General features: G+C 48.8%; 15 protein-coding genes and 1 tRNA gene. 6 read left to right on the top strand and 10 right to left on the bottom strand.

The annotated features are described in order from the left end of the window. Window positions 1–102: 102 nt before the first annotated feature. Window positions 103–648, bottom strand: coding sequence for an RNA polymerase sigma factor (locus tag ACZ5FK_RS08145; protein WP_464804437.1), 546 nt, complete (start codon window positions 646–648; stop codon window positions 103–105). Between the two features lie 139 nt (window positions 649–787). Continuing rightward, a complete protein-coding gene (locus tag ACZ5FK_RS08150) occupies window positions 788–2,041 on the bottom strand; it encodes a hemolysin family protein (RefSeq protein ID WP_464804438.1) in 1,254 nt (417 codons plus the stop codon). 157 nt (window positions 2,042–2,198) lie between these two features. Here ACZ5FK_RS08150 and ACZ5FK_RS08155 point away from each other — a divergent pair, with 157 nt between their 5' ends. Together ACZ5FK_RS08155 and ACZ5FK_RS08160 are read left to right on the top strand one after the other, a co-directional pair. Further along, on the top strand, window positions 2,199–3,599 hold the full coding sequence (locus tag ACZ5FK_RS08155) for a dipeptidase (RefSeq protein ID WP_464804439.1): 1,401 nt from the start codon (window positions 2,199–2,201) through the stop codon (window positions 3,597–3,599). A 1,141-nt stretch (window positions 3,600–4,740) separates the two neighbouring features. After that, window positions 4,741–5,691, top strand: a complete 951-nt coding sequence (locus ACZ5FK_RS08160; RefSeq protein ID WP_464804440.1) for a nuclease-related domain-containing protein — start codon at window positions 4,741–4,743, stop codon at window positions 5,689–5,691. A gap of 381 nt (window positions 5,692–6,072) precedes the next feature. Here ACZ5FK_RS08160 and ACZ5FK_RS08165 read toward each other — a convergent pair whose 3' ends face one another. From ACZ5FK_RS08165 to ACZ5FK_RS08175, 3 genes are all read right to left on the bottom strand, one after another. Then, window positions 6,073–6,654, bottom strand: a complete 582-nt coding sequence (locus ACZ5FK_RS08165; RefSeq protein WP_464804441.1) for a nitroreductase family protein — start codon at window positions 6,652–6,654, stop codon at window positions 6,073–6,075. Between the two features lie 103 nt (window positions 6,655–6,757). Next, entirely contained in the window at window positions 6,758–7,243 is a 486-nt protein-coding gene (locus tag ACZ5FK_RS08170) for an amidase domain-containing protein (RefSeq protein WP_464804442.1), read from the bottom strand. Between the two features lie 25 nt (window positions 7,244–7,268). After that, window positions 7,269–7,592: a hypothetical protein gene (locus ACZ5FK_RS08175; RefSeq protein WP_464804443.1), complete on the bottom strand. Its 324-nt coding sequence runs from the start codon at window positions 7,590–7,592 to the stop codon at window positions 7,269–7,271. Between the two features lie 343 nt (window positions 7,593–7,935). Between ACZ5FK_RS08175 and ACZ5FK_RS08180 the strand changes: the two genes are divergently transcribed. Then, the gene (locus tag ACZ5FK_RS08180; RefSeq protein WP_464804444.1) at window positions 7,936–9,288 is read left to right on the top strand and encodes a transposase; all 1,353 of its coding nucleotides are present in this window, start codon (window positions 7,936–7,938) and stop codon (window positions 9,286–9,288) included. A gap of 207 nt (window positions 9,289–9,495) precedes the next feature. After that, window positions 9,496–10,848 carry a transposase gene (locus tag ACZ5FK_RS08185; protein WP_464804444.1) on the top strand — a complete coding sequence of 451 codons (1,353 nt, stop codon included), beginning with the start codon at window positions 9,496–9,498 and terminating at the stop codon, window positions 10,846–10,848. 75 nt (window positions 10,849–10,923) lie between these two features. Here ACZ5FK_RS08185 and ACZ5FK_RS08190 read toward each other — a convergent pair whose 3' ends face one another. The 3 genes from ACZ5FK_RS08190 to ACZ5FK_RS08200 form a co-directional block, all read right to left on the bottom strand. Continuing rightward, entirely contained in the window at window positions 10,924–11,643 is a 720-nt protein-coding gene (locus tag ACZ5FK_RS08190; protein WP_464804445.1) for a hypothetical protein, read from the bottom strand. After that, the gene (locus tag ACZ5FK_RS08195) at window positions 11,633–12,127 is read right to left on the bottom strand and encodes an RNA polymerase sigma factor (protein WP_464804446.1); all 495 of its coding nucleotides are present in this window, start codon (window positions 12,125–12,127) and stop codon (window positions 11,633–11,635) included. Before ACZ5FK_RS08195 ends, ACZ5FK_RS08190 begins: the two co-directional genes overlap by 11 nt. A 125-nt stretch (window positions 12,128–12,252) precedes the next feature. Further along, window positions 12,253–12,325 (bottom strand) — tRNA-Ala (locus ACZ5FK_RS08200). Window positions 12,326–12,394: 69 nt separating this feature from the next. Between ACZ5FK_RS08200 and ACZ5FK_RS08205 the strand changes: the two genes are divergently transcribed. Both ACZ5FK_RS08205 and ACZ5FK_RS08210 read left to right on the top strand, forming a co-directional pair. Next, on the top strand, window positions 12,395–13,414 hold the full coding sequence (locus ACZ5FK_RS08205; RefSeq protein WP_464804447.1) for a DUF2804 domain-containing protein: 1,020 nt from the start codon (window positions 12,395–12,397) through the stop codon (window positions 13,412–13,414). A gap of 116 nt (window positions 13,415–13,530) precedes the next feature. After that, complete coding sequence (locus ACZ5FK_RS08210; protein ID WP_464804448.1) at window positions 13,531–14,004, top strand: YusW family protein; 474 nt, start codon at window positions 13,531–13,533, stop codon at window positions 14,002–14,004. A gap of 41 nt (window positions 14,005–14,045) precedes the next feature. On the opposite strand, the gene ACZ5FK_RS08215 is transcribed toward ACZ5FK_RS08210, so the two are convergent. Together ACZ5FK_RS08215 and ACZ5FK_RS08220 are read right to left on the bottom strand one after the other, a co-directional pair. After that, entirely contained in the window at window positions 14,046–15,875 is a 1,830-nt protein-coding gene (locus ACZ5FK_RS08215; RefSeq protein WP_464804449.1) for an ABC transporter ATP-binding protein, read from the bottom strand. Next, window positions 15,856–17,598: an ABC transporter ATP-binding protein gene (locus tag ACZ5FK_RS08220; RefSeq protein ID WP_464804450.1), complete on the bottom strand. Its 1,743-nt coding sequence runs from the start codon at window positions 17,596–17,598 to the stop codon at window positions 15,856–15,858. The genes ACZ5FK_RS08215 and ACZ5FK_RS08220 overlap by 20 nt, the downstream gene beginning before the upstream one ends. Window positions 17,599–18,041 lie beyond the last annotated feature (443 nt).

An 18,041-nucleotide genomic window follows, 5' to 3' on the forward strand; every position in this document is an offset into this window, starting at 1 on the left:
CATGCTATGATGCTACTGAAATTCCCGTAAGCCGGCGAGCGCAAACATGCACGGAACGCACGAAAAAGCACAGCCGCAGCTGTGCTTCCTCCTTTTATGAAATTAAGCCATCACATAATCCATCGCGGCCGAATCGACGACCATCATATCTTTCAAATACTTCTTCGCGCGGAACAGGCGGGATTTCACTGTACCGATCGACACTTTCATCAAGTCTGCAATCTCAATCAACGAGTATTGGTGGACGTAAAAATACTCGATCGTCTTGCGGTAAATTGCATCCAGTTCGCCGATCTTCTGTTGCACCATCTTTTGGATATCCGTCTGTTCGACAAGTTCCACCGGAGAAAGTTCTTCCGAGGGAACCAAATCGAGAAGCGGAACGTCCAATGTATCAGGCTGGTTCATCACGTGCTTGCTCCGACGAACATCTTTCCGGTAGCGATCCCGGAAAGTATTCATGCAGATAGTGGTAAGCCATGCTTTGACGCGGTCGATATTGTCCATATTCGATCCGTACCGGACGACTTTGAGCCAGACATCCTGCATCAGATCCTCCGCCTCTTCCTTGTTGCGTGTCAATTTCAGGCATAAATGATATATGTATCTTCCATATTGGTCGTGAAGTTCAGTCAAATCGAATTTCATCTGAAAACGCCTCCGTCTTATTGCTTGTATCCTCATTATCAGACAAAACTCTCTTACAAACTATCGCTTTCCCTTTCACCTTCCTTACAATTGTGTAAGGTAAAACTTTCATGCTTGAAATAATAAAAACCCGGACGCTTTATGCATCCGGGCTCATATCGTTTTCCTCAGGCCGCTTCGTGATTTTCATTTTCACAATCCGGCTCCGGTCCATTTCCTCTATTTCAAAGAATAGATTCTCATACGTGAACCGTTCCCCGGGCTCAGGTACATGGCCGAGCTCCTGCATTGCGAACCCGCCGATCGTCTCGTGGTCTGTCGGCAATTCGACATGCAGCATCTGCATCACTTCGACAATTTCCAGGCGGCCATGACAAATGAGCTGAAGCTCGTCCTGCTTATAAACAAGGACTTCTTCGTCAATATCGGTTTCGTCCTCGATGTCCTGGCCGATCATCTCTTCAATGATATCCTCATGCGTGACGATCCCAAGAGTTCCCCCGTATTCATCCAGCACGATTGCAAGGTGCTTTTTCCGCGCCAGCATCAGCTTGAACACCTTCTCGACGCTTGCCGTCTGGACGACGAACAAAGGACTGCGGTCCATCAGTTCGGACAGTTTCATCTCAGGGTTCATTGACCATTCAATCAATGCTTTTGAATAGAAGACACCGACCACTTTATCGATGCTTTCCTCATAGACAGGATAACGCGTGTAGAAATACTCCAGAATCGTATCCCGCACTTCTTCGTATGTAGACTCGATCGGCAGGCCGACAACATCTGTCCGGTGGGTCTCCATGACATCCGAAACGTCCTTTTCAGGAAAATCAAGGATCCCTTTCAGGCGCTGGGATTCCTCCTGCTCAAACGTCCCTTCCGTCGATGCGATATCGACCATCGACCTAAGCTCCTCTTTCGTGAGCGTCGCCTCGGTGACAGCGCCTTTCGAAATGATGCGGATGAATATGTTAGTGAACATCGCGAGCAGCGCGGTGAGCGGTGTCAGCAGCTTGACGAGGACATTGATCGTCGGAGCGACCGCATAGGCGATCCGGTCGGCAAATGTCGCGGCGATCGTCTTCGGCAGCACCTCGCCGAAAATGATCAGGACCACCGTCAGGATACCTGTCAACAAACCGACATTCAGGCCTTTGTCGATCGCGATCATCGTCACGATTGTCGGCATCATGATGTTCGCAATATTATTGCCGATCAGGATAGCCGTGATCATCCGGTCCGGTTTCGAAATGAGTTTCTGCAGCCGTACCGACTTGCGGTCCCCTGAATCCGCGCGAAGCTGGACTTTCATCCGGTTCACAGCGGTGAGAGCGGTTTCACTCCCAGATAAGAAGAATGAAGTGAATAAAAAGAATGCCAAAGCGATAAACAAAAGCGGTTCCTCCCGAAATTGTTTTCATGCAGCCGTTCATGTATGAATTGATACATATCATATCACAATATGATCGTTTGCGTCTGCTTCACACACCTCTATTCTTCTATTTTCTGCTATACTATGTTTCATACAAATATGGAAACGAGGGATTGCAATGACACACTTGGATTCACTGAACACCTATTTTGCAGATCACCGCGAAGAGCATTTGGATCAATTGAAGGATTTCTTGCGCATCCCAAGCATCAGCGCCCTTTCCGAACATAAAGGCGATATGCGCAAAGCGGCCGAATGGCTGAAGGATTCATTCGAAAAGGCGGGTCTTGAAAACGCCTCCATCGACGAAACGGAAGGACATCCTGTCGTCTACGCCGACTGGCTTCATGCGGAAGGCAAACCGACGATGCTCATCTATGGCCATTACGACGTCCAGCCGGTCGACCCGCTCCATCTATGGAAAAGCGGGCCGTTCGAGCCGGAAGTCCGCGACGGTAAGCTGTTTGCCCGCGGAGCAAGCGACGACAAAGGACAAGTGTTCATGCACGTCAAGGCGGTTGAAGCGCTCATGCATGAAAACGGCGGAAGCCTGCCGGTCAACGTGAAATTCATCATCGAAGGCGAAGAGGAAGTCGGCAGCACGAACCTCGAGAAATACATTCAGGAGAATAAAGAAAAGCTTGCCGCTGATATCATCGTCATCTCCGACACAGGCATGTACGGTCCCGGGAAACCGGCGATCTGCTACGGTCTCCGCGGCCTTGCTGGCATCCAGATCGATGTGAAAGGCGCGAATAGCGACCTCCACTCCGGCATTTACGGAGGCGGCGTTCAAAACCCGATCCATGCAATTGCGGACATTCTGGCTTCCTTCCATGATAAAGAAGGCACGATCGCAGTCGAAGGGTTTTACGATGACGTGCGCCCTCTTCAGCAAGAGGAACGCGACGCATACGCAGCCCTCCATTTCGACGAAGAAGCACTGAAAGAAGAGATTGGCGTACCGGAACTGTTCGGCGAGAAAGGCTATTCATACCTGGAGCGCACTTGGACACGCCCGACCCTCGAAGTGAACGGCGTCTTCGGCGGCTTCTCCGGCGAAGGCATCAAAACCGTCCTGCCGGCAGAAGCAGGCGCGAAGATCACATGCCGCCTCGTGCCTGATCAGGATCCGGATGACATCGTCGCGAAATTGAGAGCGCATATTGACGAACACAAGCCGGCCTGCGTCACCGTAGAAGTGAGCGAATTCGACAAAGGGAAACCGTTCATCACACCATTCGACCACCCGGCCATCCAGGCAGCAGGGAAATCATACGAAAAAGTGTATGACACGCCAACTGCCTACACACGCATGGGCGGCTCGATCCCGATCGTCGCCGCTTTCGACGAAATTCTCGGCTTGCCTGTCGTCCTCATGGGCTTCGGACTCGCGAGCGAAAACTTCCACGCGCCGAACGAGCACTTCCACCTCGAAAACTTCGACAACGGCTTGCGCGTCATCGGCGACTACTACTACGAACTCGCCGACCTGCCGGTGGATGAACTGAAGAAATGATGATGAGGAACCGCTGCTGGGGCAGCGGTTTTTTGGTATGCGTCCACGGCCGGATTAGGTGGTGAAGTGATCTGTTTAGCTGGCGGAGCGACCGATTAGACGGCGGAGTGATCGGTTTAGCCGGCGGTACGACCGATTAGGCGGTGGAGTGATCCGTTTAGCCCGCGGAGCGACCGATTAGGCGGTGGTGTGATCTGTTTAACCAGCGGAACGACCGATTTCGCGGCGGAGTAATCTGTTTAACCAGCGGAACGACCGATTAGGCGGTGGTGTGATCTATTTAACCAGCGGAACGACCAATTAGACGGCGGAACGATCCGTTTAGCCGGTGGAACGACCGATTACGCGGCGGTGTGATCTGTTTAGCCGGTGGAACGACCGATTTCGCGGCGGTGTGATCTGTTTAGCCGGCGGTACGACCGATTTCGCGGCGAAATGATCCGTTTAGCCGACGGAACGACCGATTAGGCGGCGGTGTGATCTGTTTAACCAGCGGTACGACCGATTACGCGGCGGTGTGATCTGTTTAACCAGCGGAGCGACCGATTACGCGGCGGTGTGATCTGTTTAACCAGCGGAACGACCGATTTCGCGGTGGTGTGATCTGTTTAGCCGGTGGAACGACCGATTAGGCGGCGGAGCGACCGATTAAGCGGCGGTGTGATCTGTTTAATCAGCGGAACGACCGATTAGGCGGTGGAGTGATCGGTTTAACCAGCGGAACGACCGATTAGGCGGTGGAGTGATCGGTTTAGCCCGCGGAGCGACCGATTAGACGGCGGAGTGATCGGTTTAGCCGGCGGTACGACCGATTAGACGGTGGAGTGATCTGTTTAGCCCACGGAGCGACCGATTACGCGGCAGTGTGATCTGTTTAACCAGCGGAGCGACCGATTACGCGGCAGTGTGATCTGTTTAACCAGCGGAGCGACCGATTACGCGGCAGAGTGATCTGTTTAACTTATATAATACAATATGCCAAATTCGTGATTTGATTTTTACAAAACATGATACCTATGCTGTTTCTTCGATTTTGCTGAATTGAAATCCTGGATTTGAGGTACTTTTCCGGGTCAAATCACCGTTTTCCATGTTTTGAGAAAGTAATTAACTTTGTTATAGTGCAGTTGAGGTGAGTGAATTGATTAAAAAAGTTAGAAGAGAACCTTCCACGCTTCATGCACTGCGTCGTTTATTGAAAAGGTTGCCAGCGTCACATGAAAAATACAGCCAAATTGCAGAAGAGTATCGCAAACGAGCTGCTGGTTTTTCAGGCGAAACATTTTTCGATAAACATATGAACGAATATCGACCATCAGAACCACACGTTATTCTTCACGATGTCTGTCTAAAACAAAAGGGGATTTACTTTCAGATAGATTCCATGTTGTTGACAACCAGTAAAATCATCTTATTTGAAGTTAAAAATCTAGCGGGCAAGATAACAATTACGTCCCATCCAACGCAATTCATCCAGGAAATCAATCAAGAGCGAAAAGTCATCCAAAATCCCATTCTAGAGTTGGATCGCAAAGAGATATTTCTTAGGCAATGGTTACTGCAAAGAGATATAGACTTGCCGATCGTCGGGATGGTTGTACTTGCCTTTTCAAACGAAATTAGTATTGCAGAAACTCCAGCAAAGCAAGTTTTGACCGCTCCAGAAGTTCCAATTATTTTATATAACTGTAAAGATTCAAGTGAAATAATCTCTTCAGAGAGCATGCACAGACTTGCATCTGCCATCCTCAAAGCACATCAAGAGTATATATCTAAACCCCTTCTTCAAGTTTTCGATCTACCTATAGATTCCATTCAACCAGGAGTGATCTGTCCCGCATGTTCTGTAATCGGGATGATCCGTCATACTAAAAAGTGGTTATGTCCTCATTGCGGCCAGCATTCTCACCTAGCTCATCAAGATCTAATTGAGGACTGGTTCCTATTAATCGGTCCTACAATAACAAATAAGCAATTTCGGCAATTCGCCTTACTCCAATGCAGCCAGGTATCTAAAAGATTGTTACAAAAATCTAACTTGTCCTTGGCATTTCAAGGGAGGAGTTCGCATTATTTTAGAGCATCCGATTAGATGGTTACTACCTAACATATACAATGCGGCCTGCCACCGGAACGACCGTTTAGCCGGCCGAGTGATTCGTTTAGCTCGAGGAACGACCGATTAGCCGGCCGAGTGATCCATTTAGCCACCGGAGCGACCGTTTAGCTGCCCGAGCGATCCGTTTAGCTGGCGGAACGACCGTTTAGGCGACAGAGTGATCCGTTTAGCTCGAGGAACGACCGTTTAGGCGACAGAGTGATCCGTTTAGCTCGAGGAACGACCGTTTAGGCGACAGAGTGATCCGTTTAGCTCGAGGAACGACCGATTACCTGGCGGAGTGATCCGCTTAACCAGTAAAACGACCGATATCAAGATGAAAAAACACCCAGCGGTACGCCGGGTGCCTTCCACTCACTCTTCTTCTTTTCCGTAGAACGTCACGAACTCCTCAAGCGGTTTGCGGACGCGGTTTTTCGGGATGTCGTCGTAGTAGCCGAATTGGAACATGCTGATGATGCGTTCTTCCGGTTTAACGCCGAGTGCGTCGCGGAATTTGGGGTTGTCGATGAATGGCGGAGTTTTCCAGCAGGTACCGATCCCTTTATCCCAGGCGAGCAGCATGACGTTTTGCAGGAAGGCGCTGGCTGCTGCGTAATCTTCCAGCCGTTCTTTTTGGCGGACATCCTCCGGCACGATGACAAACATGGCTGCGCCAGGTGTCGTGAATTTCTTCATCTGCTTCTCCAGATCCTCATCGGACAGTTCTTTCCACTTCGGAAGCCCGTATTCTTTTAGCAGTTCTTGCATCTGCACATATTCCTGATTCGCCGCGACGATGACCCGCCACGGATTGCGGTTGCCGTGGTTCGGCGCCCAGCGAGCGTCTTCCAGGATCGCCATGATGTCATCGAGATCCACCGGCTGTCCATTGAAATTCTTGACGGAACGGCGGTTGACGATGGCGTCCCGGACTGACAAAGCTTGTTCATTCATAATGCTATGACTCCCCTTTATATGATTCTAGTGACTAGTATACCATGGTTACGGATTGCACATGAAACCCTGGTCTCATGCCTGGAATCAACGGGAGCCTTCCTTACGAAAAATGGTCATTCACTTTGAAGAAAAGATACTTGGCATTCGGCGAGTATGCATAGGAATCCTTATAATCCCAGTGCCGATCGATTGCGTCATACGTGTGAGCAGTGACGAGCGGCGTATCGCCGTCCTTCGACGTCACCATGGTCGTATGGTCGAACCGGCCGTCGCCTTGAAAGTCATAGCAGATCAGATCGCCGATATCGAGTTCTTCCGCGGATCCCACTTGCCGCGCCGTCAGTCCTTTTTTAGAACCTGACAGATACCAGCGCATCGAATGGGCGACCGACCAGCTGAAACTCCAGGAGTTGCCCTGCATCCACCAGCCCCGCGACCGATCCGGATACCCATACATCGGTGCTCCGCCCGCATGCAGGCACTGCGAAATATAATTCGTACAGTCGACATCAAATGAATGGTATGCCGGATTCCGTCCATTCCACCACTGCCGCGCATACCGGACCGCCGCTTCCCGGTCATACATAAAAAAACGCCTCCTCGGCATTATCCTATGACCGAGGATGGCGCGTCATGCGTTTTTCAATTACCGCTCTCCAATTCCTGATAAGGACAGACTCAGCAGCAGGCCGTTTCTCTGTTTTTATTCTCCGCTTCAAAAGCCGGTAATCCAGGAACGCGCCGGCGAGGCCTACCGGGATGCCGCCCCCGCAAATCGAGACAATCAGATGGAACACGGTGAACTTGTCCATCGCCTGATAGAGGTAATAGAAAGCGAGCACGGTGCCGAGCGCCGTGAAGATGACCGTGAAATAGTATGTCACACGCGTGCCGGTTGCAGCGGCAGGGGTATCTCTTCTCAGCTTCCACTTCATGGCGTTCTCCTCTTTTCACGAACATTCAGTTATCTTTAGTATTACCCCATTTCAATTTTTCAATCCTTCCTGAAAATCGGAACCAAAAAAGAAACCCCGTCAATCGTTTCGTTAACGAGGTTTCCATATAATGAAGCATACCAGGAACAAACCGGTGATCCGTCATGCAGCTTTTCCCACCTAGAATTTCCTGCTCCATCGTATTGATTTATTACTTGAGTGAATTTCATAATTCCGAGCCCTTATCTATCAAGGGTTTCAAGACATCAAAAAAGAAGTACCTCCCCAAGTCTTGTATAATGGTAGTCGACTAAAACATCCCAAAAGACTGGAGGTACTCCCTTTGACCATTATACGACAACAAAGCCTATTTGGCATCCAAGAATTATACGACATGGAACCTACCCAACAATATCAAGAGATTATAAGTGCGCTCGATCTGGATGCAATCTTCTTTGCGATCAATAAGAAATCCAGTCTTGGTGCGCCTGTAGAGCTGAATTATGGAGCTATGCTTGTCAGCTTTTTTATTCGGTACGTTGAACGAATTCCTACGATTGCCGACTTAGTAAAACGGCTGAAACGGGATCTATCATTTAAACTGGACTGCGGTTTCAAGGTGTCCGATTCGATTCCTTCCGAAGCATCCTACAGCCGACTTCTCACAAAGTTAAGTGAATCAAATATCTTGGAGCGCGTGCAACAAACAGTCATCGAGACAGCCATCTGCGAAGGGTTTATTGCCGATGAAACAATCGCAATTGACGCCACTCACTTTGAAGCTCGGGACCAGGCGCCTCCGAAGGAGGCAGATACCAAGAAAACGCCCAAAAAACGGGGACGAAAAAAGAAAGAAGAGCGCGAGCAATGGTTGGCAGACAAGGCCCAAGAGGAAGCGAATTTGTCTCTTTATGAAAAGAAGATTGAAGCTCAGCTTGATGCGCCTCTTCATAAGTTACGCTCAGAAATACCTCAAGCCCCTAAATGGGGCATTAAAAAGAACAGCGAAGGGAAAAATGTCTTTTGGTTTGGCTACAAAGGCCATTTAGCTGTGGGTGCGACCAGTCAATACATCCTGCAGTCCATTCTGTCCTCTGGGAATTTGAATGATGGAAAAGCGGCCATTCCGCTGTTGAAAGGGTTGGCGCAGTTCCAGCTGTCTACCATTCAACATCACTCCATGGATGCCGGTTATGACTTTGAACCGATTTATGAGCAAATCCATCGGATGGGACATCAGTCAAACATTGCTTATAATAAGCGAAACGAACGTGAAATGATCGGCTATGATGAACACTTTGCACCGACCTGTTTTAGGGAGCATTCCTATCGCTATGACAGCTATGACCCGAAATATGGAACCCTGAAATACACGCAACCACTCGAGTGTAAAGATTGTCCCCTCGCCAACCAAGGCCAATGCCAGAAAGTATATAAGGTTAAAAGTGCCACAGACCTTCGCAAGTACACGGTGCCAGCGCGCGGATCAAAAGCTTGGAAGAAAGTCTTCGCCCGCCGAACTGCGGTTGAACGTGTCAATGCCTATCTGAAAGAATTCTATCAACTTAACAATGTACGGTATCGAACTGGAAAACGAGCGAAAGTCCATTTTGACGCCATTGTCTTAATTTATAATGCCTCAAAGCTAGCAGCCGATCGTATTAACGTATCGTTACAACAACAAAAAGTCGCATGATTTCTGTTTTTTGAAATGCAAAATTCTCATCGGGAAAGTCTTTGCATTTTTAAAAAGAGCAATTATGAAATTGACTCACTTGAGTGAATTTCATAATTCCGAGCCCTTATCTATCAAGGGTTTCAAGACATCAAAAAAGAAGTACCTCCCCAAGTCTTGTATAATGGTAGTCGACTAAAACATCCCAAAAGACTGGAGGTACTCCCTTTGACCATTATACGACAACAAAGCCTATTTGGCATCCAAGAATTATACGACATGGAACCTACCCAACAATATCAAGAGATTATAAGTGCGCTCGATCTGGATGCAATCTTCTTTGCGATCAATAAGAAATCCAGTCTTGGTGCGCCTGTAGAGCTGAATTATGGAGCTATGCTTGTCAGCTTTTTTATTCGGTACGTTGAACGAATTCCTACGATTGCCGACTTAGTAAAACGGCTGAAACGGGATCTATCATTTAAACTGGACTGCGGTTTCAAGGTGTCCGATTCGATTCCTTCCGAAGCATCCTACAGCCGACTTCTCACAAAGTTAAGTGAATCAAATATCTTGGAGCGCGTGCAACAAACAGTCATCGAGACAGCCATCTGCGAAGGGTTTATTGCCGATGAAACAATCGCAATTGACGCCACTCACTTTGAAGCTCGGGACCAGGCGCCTCCGAAGGAGGCAGATACCAAGAAAACGCCCAAAAAACGGGGACGAAAAAAGAAAGAAGAGCGCGAGCAATGGTTGGCAGACAAGGCCCAAGAGGAAGCGAATTTGTCTCTTTATGAAAAGAAGATTGAAGCTCAGCTTGATGCGCCTCTTCATAAGTTACGCTCAGAAATACCTCAAGCCCCTAAATGGGGCATTAAAAAGAACAGCGAAGGGAAAAATGTCTTTTGGTTTGGCTACAAAGGCCATTTAGCTGTGGGTGCGACCAGTCAATACATCCTGCAGTCCATTCTGTCCTCTGGGAATTTGAATGATGGAAAAGCGGCCATTCCGCTGTTGAAAGGGTTGGCGCAGTTCCAGCTGTCTACCATTCAACATCACTCCATGGATGCCGGTTATGACTTTGAACCGATTTATGAGCAAATCCATCGGATGGGACATCAGTCAAACATTGCTTATAATAAGCGAAACGAACGTGAAATGATCGGCTATGATGAACACTTTGCACCGACCTGTTTTAGGGAGCATTCCTATCGCTATGACAGCTATGACCCGAAATATGGAACCCTGAAATACACGCAACCACTCGAGTGTAAAGATTGTCCCCTCGCCAACCAAGGCCAATGCCAGAAAGTATATAAGGTTAAAAGTGCCACAGACCTTCGCAAGTACACGGTGCCAGCGCGCGGATCAAAAGCTTGGAAGAAAGTCTTCGCCCGCCGAACTGCGGTTGAACGTGTCAATGCCTATCTGAAAGAATTCTATCAACTTAACAATGTACGGTATCGAACTGGAAAACGAGCGAAAGTCCATTTTGACGCCATTGTCTTAATTTATAATGCCTCAAAGCTAGCAGCCGATCGTATTAACGTATCGTTACAACAACAAAAAGTCGCATGATTTCTGTTTTTTGAAATGCAAAATTCTCATCGGGAAAGTCTTTGCATTTTTAAAAAGAGCAATTATGAAATTGACTCACTTAAGCTTTAATAAAATCGAATCTGATTCTTGCGTTACAATGATATCTTGTTGTTCCGAGCTGCCATCTGTATATTTTACACTCACATTAATCATGACGTCGTTAACCATTCCATTATTGCCATCGTGCGGAATGGCAAGTGTATATTTATTCTTTTCCTGTTCCGTATATGGTACAGTGTAGGTTTTCCCGATTTCCCTTACGCCTTCATATATACCGGAATCCGGCTCACTAAGAACGAAATTGATGTTCTCTTTTTGTAGCCATTCAGTGCTTGGGTGCTTATCAGATGTAATTGTAACGTCTTCTACAAATTTACCATCGCTCATTGTATACGTAATGGAGTCAATCTGTTCACCCGTTATTTTGAGCATAACATCTGTAAACATATATTTGTCCCCATCACCGCCTATACTTACAATACCCATTCTATCTTCAGTTCCTAATTCAATCGTCGCTTGATCTGGTGTAATTGTTGTATCCTCGCCCACTGCATAAGCTGTGATTGCGAAATTCACGCCTTGTATTTCTCCACTAAACGTAAATGTAGAAAGTCCCGCCATGATTACCAAAAGTGCCGCAAATGTACTTGCTGCTGGGATCCACTTTCTAAAAGTTGTTTTTTTCCTCTTACCCATATTCTCTTTCACACGCCTCTCCATATCTGGTGACATCTCAATAGAAGTAACAACATCTTTGATCTTTTCAAAGTCCATCTTCATTCTCCTTTCGATATCTCTCGCGAAGAAGATCCCTCCCCCGCTGCAGACGCTTTTTCACAGCTGACGCCGTAATAGTAAGGATTTTCGCGATTTCATCGACTTTATAGCCCTCTACATAATGAAGTAACAAGACCGCCTTATATTTAGCGGGCAACCTCATGAGATGATCGAGCATGCCATGGGTTTCGTCGTTCCTGCTATAGAGTTGCAACTCATGAATATCGATATGTTTACGGATAAAGTTATACCTTCGCATATTCTTGCATCGATTTGTCGCTATCGTCAGAAGCCAGGCTTTCTCGTGTTCAGAGTCATCAAAAACCGGAGCCTTCGTCAGATATGTAATCAAAGTGTCCTGCATAGCATCTTCTGCATCTATCTCATTGGATAACATGACAAGGCATAACCTAAAAAGCATATTGCCGTATGTATCCACAACACGCTCCATATCCAGTTCAGCCGACCAGACCTGCTGCAACGTCCTTCAACTCCTTTCACTACTAACACACTTGAAGAAGCCATATGGTGACAATTTGTTTCCGAAAAAATAAGCATAAAAAAAGAAACCCTCTCAAACGTTGAGTTGAAAGGGTTTCCGTAAGATGGAGCATACCGGGTTCGAACCGGTGACCTTCACACTGCCAGCGTGACGCTCTCCCAGCTGAGCTAATGCCCCGTTTATCTGCTACAATGTCATTATAACAAGGACGTTTTAAAAAGACAATAGGGATTGGGGGAGGTTTCCATGCAGCATGCGGAGAGGGAAATTACGGAACCGGTGCTTCTTTGTGATACAAAAGGCCAGTTGAATCCGGCGGCGATCGGCTATGCGCGGCAGCCGCTGATCAGCAGCAATCTCAGAGGCCATTTCATGCGGAAGAAGAAGTGGAATTATTGGTGCGTGTTCGGGGAGGACCTCCTCTTTTCCGCTTCTATTAACCATCTCGACTACGCGGTCGTATGCCTCGTATATCTTCTCGATTATGAGACGCAGCGTTTTTCGGAGAAGCAGTTTGTGCTGCCTGCTATGAAGAAGCTGAAGATGCCGGAGGAGGTTCACGGCAATCTGAAATTCGTCAACGACCAGGTATCCGTCCAGCTAGTGCATATGCAAGGCAAAACCCATCTGTCCGTCACTATTCCGGATTTTGACAATGAAGGGCTGCACGCCGACTTGCATATCACACACCCGCCGGATGACGATTCGCTAAACGTCGTCATTCCTCGGAACAGGGACGTCTTTCAGCTGATTGCCAAGCATCACTCGCTGCCTGTGAACGGCTTTGTGAAACTCGGCAGCAAGCGGTATGATTTCAATCCGGATTACAGCTTTGCCGTCCTCGACTTCAGCCGCGGCGTCTGGCCTCGGCAAGCGGAATGGAACTGGGCGATGGCATCCCAGTGGTCAGGCGGCAAGCGGATCGGTCTGAACTTCGGAGGCAAATGGACGGACGGCACCGGGATGACCGAAAACGCGGTGTTCGTCGACGGGCGGATGACCAAAATACACGAGGACGTCATCTTCACCTATAATCCTGCCAATTATATGGATCCATGGCGCATCCAGACGAAGTTCTCGGGCTCCGTCAACTTGTCTTTCATCCCGTTCTTTGAGCGGCATGCCACGTCCGATATCCGCCTGCTCAAGACCAGCGCCCGGCAGCTTGTCGGATATTTCAACGGCCAGGTAACGCTTCAGGACGGTGCCATCCTTCTGATCCGGCAGCTCCTTGGCACTGCGGAAGAGCATAAAGTAAAGTGGTAAAGGATTCTTTATTTTACATACACTGAACATTTCTCCTTCCAAAGTCACTGGTTTACTTTCCAGCAATTAAGGAAAACTATACAGTAGGAAATCAGTGAAGGAGAGGTTGTGCGGATATGAAAAAGTTAACAGTCTTCGGTATCTTTCTTTTGATGTCTGCGTTGTTCCTTGGAGCGTGCGGCGACAAGAAAAAAGATGAAACAGAGGGCAACGACCCAAGCAAGGACAGTGTAACGAACGTCACCGATGATGACGGCGGCTCACTCAACACAGGAGACGGGTACGGATTCGATAACTTCGATCTTGAGATTGAGGTTGACGGACAAGAGGCCATCAAAGCGAAGTACGAAATCGATAAGACACTTGAAGCAATCTATATCAATACATTGACAGGCGTCGACTTGAAAGATGATGAAGCGATGAATGAGCTGGATAAACTCTTCAAGAAACTCATGCTGACAAAAGATACATCTAAAAAAGAGGCGACTGACGAAATTCTTCAATGGTACGGACTCGACAACTACTCGAAATTCGACCTGGATGTCGATTTTGACGATGGCAACGAACTGGACGTCGAAGATACAAAATAATGAACGCATTAAAGCTGCGGAGCCATTGCTCCGCAGCTTTTTTAAACTTGAGAATCCATCAGCATATTGTAGTAGACCCCTTGGCGCTTTACCAAGTCTTCCTGGCTGCCAGATTCGATCAGCTTACCATGGCCCATGACATATACCGTGTCCGCTTTCTTCACCGTGTTCAGCCGGTGGGCAATGACGAAGCTAGTGCGCCCTTCCATCAGGCGATCGAGTGCTTCCTGGATTTCCAGTTCCGTCACCGTATCGATGCTGCTCGTCGCTTCATCTAAAAGCAAGAGGACAGGATCCGCAACAAGGGCTCTTGCAATCGAGAGCAGCTGTTTCTGCCCCTGGGAGATTTCCCCTCCGTCCGCCGTCAGGATCGTCTCATAACCGTCATCCAAACGGGAGATGAACGAGTGGGCATTCGCCTTCTTCGCCGCCTCGATCACTTCCTCGTCCGTTGCATCGAGCCTGCCATAGCGGATATTCTCCATGACGGATGCTTCGAACAGGAACGGATCTTGCAGAACGAATGCCGTCTGGCTGCGCAATGTGTGGCGCGGCAGTTCGTTGATCGGTATGCCGTCAATGAGGATTTGCCCTTCATTCACTTCATAAAAACGGGCCAACAGCTGCATGATCGTCGTCTTTCCGGCTCCGGTCGCCCCGACGAATGCGGCTGTCTCACCCGGCTTCACATGGAAAGAGACATCGTCGATCGTATAGCCATCCGTCTCGGGTGCATAGCCGAACGACACATGTCGGAATTCCACGTCCCCTTTCAGCACTGTGTCCGAGTGCTCCGTCGCTTCATCCTTCTCAATCGGCTCATCCATGATATTGAAGACGCGCTCTGCTCCAGCAATCGCGGATAAGACGGTATTGAACTGGTTGGCAAGATCATTCAGCGGCCGCGTGAACTGGCGGGCATATTCCGAGAAGACGACAATCGTACCGATCGTCACGAGCCCCTCGCTTTTTAGAGCAATCAATCCACCGACACCTGCGACAAGCGCGAAGCTGACGTTGTTCAGCATATTCATGACTTTCGGGATGAACCCTGAATAGGTCAGTGCCCAAAACCCTGTGCGGCGCAAATGCCCGCTTTTTTCCGCAAACTCATCCATGACGCGCTGTTCTTGCGAGAATGCTTTGACAATCCGCTGGCCTGATACCGTCTCTTCTATCATGCCGTTCAGGACGCCGACTGCACGCTGCTGCTCTTTGTACAGCAGGCCCGTCCGGCGGGTGATCCACCTGATCGCCGTGAACATGACCGGTACGATGATCATTGTAATCAGCGTCAGAACCGGACTCAGGTAGAGCATGACAGCGAGTGTTCCGACGAGCGTCAGGATACTTGAGAACACTTGGATGAACGACGAATTCAGCGTCTGGCTCACGTTTTCGATATCATTCGTCACGCGGCTCATCAGTTCCCCGTGCTGCCGCTTGTCGAAAAACGATACCGGCAGCTTCTGCAGGTGTTCGAACAGGCCGGCGCGCAGGCGGTAAACTGTACGCTGCGCAATGCCGACCATCCAGAAACTCTGGAAGTAGAGTGCGAGCGACTGGCCGATGTAAATGGCAATCAGCAGGCCGATGACAGTTGAAAGGCCATCAAATTTCATCGGGATAATATAGTTGTCCAGAATCTTACCGATCAGCAGCGGCCCCAGGAGCGTCAGCGCGGAACTGACAAACACGAGCGCCAGCACTGTGATCAGAAGGCCGCGCTGCTCATCGACAAGTCTCCAGATATGCAAAAGCACGGACTTCCAGTCGCTTGCCCGTTCCACTTTCTTACGGCCAGGCCCTTTGATATCTTCCTTTTTTATGACCGGTTCATAGCCGAACGGTTCATGAATTGCTCGCGGCATCCAGATCCACCTCCTCGTTCGATTGCGATTCCGCAATTTTCCTGTACAGCGCTGATTGCTTCATCAGCTCATCATGAGTGCCGTAGCCGACCATTTTACCTTGTTCTAGCAGAAGGATCCGGTCAGCGCCCCGGGCCGTCTGGATCTTTTGCGTGACGACGAGCATGGTCGCCTTCTCGCCTTCCAGCGCATCCCACAGGGCGTTTTCCGTCTTGACGTCGAGCGCACTCGTACTGTCATCCAAAATGAGGATCGACGGTTTACGGACGAGCGCTCGTGCAATTGACAGCCGCTGTTTCTGGCCGCCTGACAGATTGACCCCTTTTTGGCCGACACGTGTTTCATACTTTTTCGGGAACGTATCGATCGATTCATGGATCTGCGCTTTACGCGCGGCTCCTTCAAGTTCATCAGGCGGCGCTTCCGTATCGCCCCACGCCAAGTTTTCAAGGATCGAGCCGGTGAACAGGATCGACTGCTGCGGCACAAGGCCGATCGTATCCCGCAACTCCTTCAGTGGCCATTCCTTCACATCCACTCCGCTGACTAGGATTTCCCCTTCAGTCGAATCAAAAATCCGCGGAATCAAGTTCAATAATGTCGATTTCCCTGCTCCTGTAGCCCCCATGATTGCAAGCTTCTCACCCGGTTTCACATGGAAGGAGATATCATCCAGCACGGGTTCCTCCTTCCCGGGATACCGGAAGGAGACATGCTTGAAACGCAGATCCCCTTCCTGGCTGAGGAAACCGGAGCTCTCCGAAACGCTCGTCTCAAGATCGTCAGTTGCAAGCAGCACTTCCTCCATCCGTTCCGATGAGGCTTTCGCCCGGGAGAACGCCACGATGATGAAGGCGAACATCGAGAACGCACCTGTCATCCGGAGTGCATAGTTGACAACCGCGACAAGCTCCCCGACTTGCGCCCCGCTTTCGCGTATTTGCGCCGCTCCGAACCAAAGGACGGCGAGCAAGCTCAGATTCATGATGAACATGAGCACAGGCAAAATCAGCTCCATGTTCCGCATGGCAGTGACCGTGTCCTTACGCAAGGAATCGGCCACTTTTGAGAAGCGGCTGGATTCATACATGCCGCGCAAGTACGCTTTGATCAGACGGACCGCCTGCAAGTTTTCCTGTATGACCCGGTTCACCCGGTCAAGACGCCGCTGCACTCTTCCGAAAAGCTTGACGCCGCGGCGTGCCATGATAAATAAGAATACAAACAGGAACGGCGCTCCGATGACGAGATACATAGCTAACTTGACATTGACGAGGAACGCCATGACAAGGCTTCCGATTACAAGCAGCGGCGCACGCAGCATGATCCGCAGCCCCATGAATAATGTATTCTGCACCTGAGTCACATCACTCGTCAGCCTGGTGATCAACCCGGACGTCGGGAACTTCAGAAATGTCGCCATCGAGAAGGCCTGCACTTGGCGGAACAGCGCCCGCCGCAAGTCATATGCGAAACTTTGCGACGCATGCGATGCAAAATAGGAATTCACGACCCCTGCAATCAAGGCGACAAACGCCAGTCCCATCATGACGCTTCCCCATGTCCAGATAACATTGGCCTCTCCTGCCAAAATTCCGTCATCAATGATTTTTGCGATGAGAAGCGGCTGGATCAATTCAACCGCAAGTTCCATCAGCATGAGAACCAAGGCGATCAAAATCGGCCATTTATATGGCTTAGCATAAGAAAAGACAGTTTTCATACTTCCAACCCCCAGAAACTCTTTCGTTTTACGAATTACTTTTCAACTGATTCCTATTATGCCATAGGATTCTACTCCTGTATAGAATGGAGATTGAATGGTTTGAGATTTCTTGAAATCAGACAGTCATTCCGATCAAGTTCATAGATATAGAAAGAATCGATAAGCAAAATTCATTTTTGCATTCATCCTCTTTTAGCTGAGTCCTCAGAAGTCCAAGTGTTTTTACTGTTGAGAAGCGGAAATTCATTTCCTGAATGATGATTCATTACTCCTATTTATAGAACTCCTCTTTTGATTTATTGATGTTTTCAAGTTTCTCTGTTCTAAACGCCCTATAACCATTTTGACTAATTGTTAACATTTAACCGGATGGACTAGTTATCTAGGGAATTTATGCTGTATACTATCTATAGCATAAATATATAGATACATGCAGGTGA

The sequence above is a fragment of the Sporosarcina sp. GTC18466 genome (assembly GCF_055389225.1).

Bases quoted from the DNA above. Each gene is read 5' to 3' on its own strand.
- ACZ5FK_RS08145 (WP_464804437.1), bottom strand. From the start codon at position 648: ATGAAATTCGATTTGACTGAACTTCACGACCAATATGGAAGATACATA.
- ACZ5FK_RS08215 (WP_464804449.1), bottom strand. From the start codon at position 15,875: ATGCCGCGAGCAATTCATGAACCGTTCGGCTATGAACCGGTCATAAAA.
- ACZ5FK_RS08220 (WP_464804450.1), bottom strand. From the start codon at position 17,598: ATGAAAACTGTCTTTTCTTATGCTAAGCCATATAAATGGCCGATTTTG.
- ACZ5FK_RS08205 (WP_464804447.1), top strand. From the start codon at position 12,395: ATGCAGCATGCGGAGAGGGAAATTACGGAACCGGTGCTTCTTTGTGAT.
- ACZ5FK_RS08170 (WP_464804442.1), bottom strand. From the start codon at position 7,243: ATGTATGACCGGGAAGCGGCGGTCCGGTATGCGCGGCAGTGGTGGAAT.
- ACZ5FK_RS08210 (WP_464804448.1), top strand. From the start codon at position 13,531: ATGAAAAAGTTAACAGTCTTCGGTATCTTTCTTTTGATGTCTGCGTTG.
- ACZ5FK_RS08165 (WP_464804441.1), bottom strand. From the start codon at position 6,654: ATGAATGAACAAGCTTTGTCAGTCCGGGACGCCATCGTCAACCGCCGT.
- ACZ5FK_RS08155 (WP_464804439.1), top strand. From the start codon at position 2,199: ATGACACACTTGGATTCACTGAACACCTATTTTGCAGATCACCGCGAA.
- ACZ5FK_RS08175 (WP_464804443.1), bottom strand. From the start codon at position 7,592: ATGAAGTGGAAGCTGAGAAGAGATACCCCTGCCGCTGCAACCGGCACG.
- ACZ5FK_RS08190 (WP_464804445.1), bottom strand. From the start codon at position 11,643: ATGGACTTTGAAAAGATCAAAGATGTTGTTACTTCTATTGAGATGTCA.